General features: G+C 70.7%; 1 protein-coding gene and 1 pseudogene. Both read right to left on the reverse strand.

Annotated elements, in window-relative coordinates; translation table 11 throughout:
• Nucleotides 1-324 (reverse strand): annotated as a pseudogene (locus RL72_RS00140) (rhamnulokinase); the annotation flags it as partial.
• Nucleotides 321-2,375, reverse strand: a complete 2,055-nt coding sequence (locus RL72_RS00145; protein WP_045248775.1) for a bifunctional rhamnulose-1-phosphate aldolase/short-chain dehydrogenase — start codon at nt 2,373-2,375, stop codon at nt 321-323. The gene RL72_RS00145 and the pseudogene RL72_RS00140, both read right to left, overlap by 4 nt.
• Between the last annotated feature and the right edge of the window lie 109 nt (nt 2,376-2,484).

A 2,484-nucleotide genomic window follows, 5' to 3' on the forward strand; every position in this document is an offset into this window, starting at 1 on the left:
CGTGCGCGCGTCCCGGTAGTGGAACGGCTCGGCGAGGAGCGCATCGTCGCGGAGGAGGCCGTAGTCGACGGCCCACGTGTCGATGCCGATGCTCTCGATCGCGGGTTCCCGGCGCACGGCCTCGGCGAGAGCGTCGATGACGTGCTCCGCGAGGGCCTCGAAGTCCCAATGCAGCCCGTCCTCGCGCTCGACGGGTCCGTTCGGGAACCGGGCGACCTGCTCCAGGTCGAGCCGATCGCCGCCGACACGGCCGATCATGACGCGGCCGCTGGTCGCGCCGAGATCGACGGCGGCGAACGCCCGGACGGGCGGCGGTGGGGTCATCGGAGGAAGGCGGCGGCGACGCCGGAGTCGACGGGGATGTGCAGGCCGGTGGTGCGGGTGAGGTCGGGGCCGGTGAGCACGGACACGGCGTCGGCGACGTTCTCGGGCACGACTTCGCGTTTGAGGATCGTGCGGTTCGCGTAGTACTGGCCGAGGTCTTCTTCCTTGACGCCGTAGGTCGCGGCGCGGTTCGCGCCCCAGCCGGACGCGAAGATCCCGGATCCGCGGACGACGCCGTCGGGGTTGATGCCGTTGACGCGGATGCCGTGCTCGCCGAGCTCGACGGCGAGCAGGCGCACCTGGTGGGCCTGGTCGGCTTTGGTGGCGGAGTAGGCGATGTTGTTCGGTCCGGCGAAGACGCTGTTCTTGGACGAGATGTAGACGATGTCGCCGCCGAGGCGCTGGTCGATGAGGATCCGCGCCGCAGCCTTCGAGACGAGGAAGGATCCCTTGGCCATCACGTCGTGCTGCAGATCCCAGTCCGCCTCGGTCGTCTCCAGCAGGGGCTTGGACAGGGACAGGCCGGCGTTGTTGACGACGAGGTCGACGCCCCCGAACGCGAGCACCGCCTCGTCCAGCGCGGCCTGGACCGCGGCCGCGTCGGCGACGTTGACGGCGACGCCGATCGCGACGTCGGCGTCGCCGAGCTCGGCGGCCGCGGCGCGGGCCTTGTCGAGGTCGAGGTCGGCGATCACGACGCAGGCGCCCTCGGCGGCGAGGCGGGTCGCGATGGCCTTGCCGATGCCGGACGCGGCGCCGGTGACGAACGCGATCCGTCCCTGGTGGGAGCGCGGCTTCGGCATCCGCTGCAGCTTGGCCTCTTCGAGCGCCCAGTACTCGATGCGGAACTTCTCCGCGTCCGAGATCGGGGAGTACGTGGAGACGGCTTCGGCGCCGCGCATCACGTTGATCGCGTTGACGTAGAACTCTCCGGCGACGCGGGCGGTCTGCTTGTCCTTGCCGTAGGAGAACATGCCGATCCCGGGGATGAGGACGATGAGCGGATCCGCGCCCCGCATCGCGGGACTCCCGGTCCCTGAGCCTGTCGAAGGGACCGCGTGCGCGTCGTAGTAGGCCTGGTAGTCGGCGCGGTACTCCTGGTGCAGCTCGGTGAGGCGGGCGCGCTGCTCCTCGACCGTCGCCGTGGCGGGCAGGTCCAGGATCAGGGGCTTCACCTTGGTGCGCAGGAAGTGGTCGGGGCAGCTGGTGCCCAGGGCGGCGAGGGCGGGAGCCTTCTCCGCGGCGAGGAAGTCGAGCACCACGGGGGCGTCGGTGTAGTGCCCGACCATGGGGTGATCGGTCGAGACGAGCCCGCGGATGGTGGGCGCGAGCGCCGCGGCACGCGCGTGCCGGTCCGTCTCGGGGAGCGCCTCGAACCCGGCGCGGATGCCCCCGAACGGGGCGGGCGCGCCGTGCTCGGCGATGTATGCGGCCGCGGTCTCGATGATCCAGAGCGAGTTCGCCTCCGCCTCCTCGGACGTGTCGCCCCACGCGGTGATCCCGTGCCCGCCGAGGATGCAGCCGACCGCGTCCGGATTGTCGGCCTTGATCCGAGCGATGTCCAGGCCCAGCTGGAAACCGGGGCGCCGCCACGGCACCCACGCCACCTTCCCTCCGAAGATCCGCGCGGTGAGCGCCTCCCCGTCCGCGGCGGTCGCGATCGCGATCCCGGAATCGGGGTGCAGGTGGTCGACGTGCGCGGCGTCGACGAGCCCGTGCATCGCCGTGTCGATCGACGGTGCCGCGCCGCCCTTGCCGTGCAGGCAGTAGTCGAACGCGGCGACCATCTCGTCCTCCCGGTCCACACCCGGATACACGCCCTGCAGCGCCCGCAGCCGGTCCAGTCGCAGCACCGCCAGCCCCTGCTCCGTGAGGGTGCCCAGATCGCCGCCCGAGCCCTTCACCCACAACAGCTCCACGGGCTCACCGGTCACGGGATCCGTGTCGGTCCCCTTCGCGGACGTGTTCCCGCCCGCATAGTTCGTGTTCTTCGGGTCGGCGCCCAGACGGTTGCTCCGCGCGATCAGGGCGGCGGCGGTCGGGTTGGTCATGGTTCTCTCCAGGGGGATCCGTGTTATTCATTCCGTCTATTTGCGTCAAACTGTGGGTTTCGGGCCGTGAAACCCACCGTTTGACGCAAACAGACGTGGGCGAGGAGGG

Origin of the sequence: Microbacterium azadirachtae (assembly GCF_000956545.1) — a bacterium.
GTDB lineage: Bacteria > Actinomycetota > Actinomycetes > Actinomycetales > Microbacteriaceae > Microbacterium > Microbacterium azadirachtae.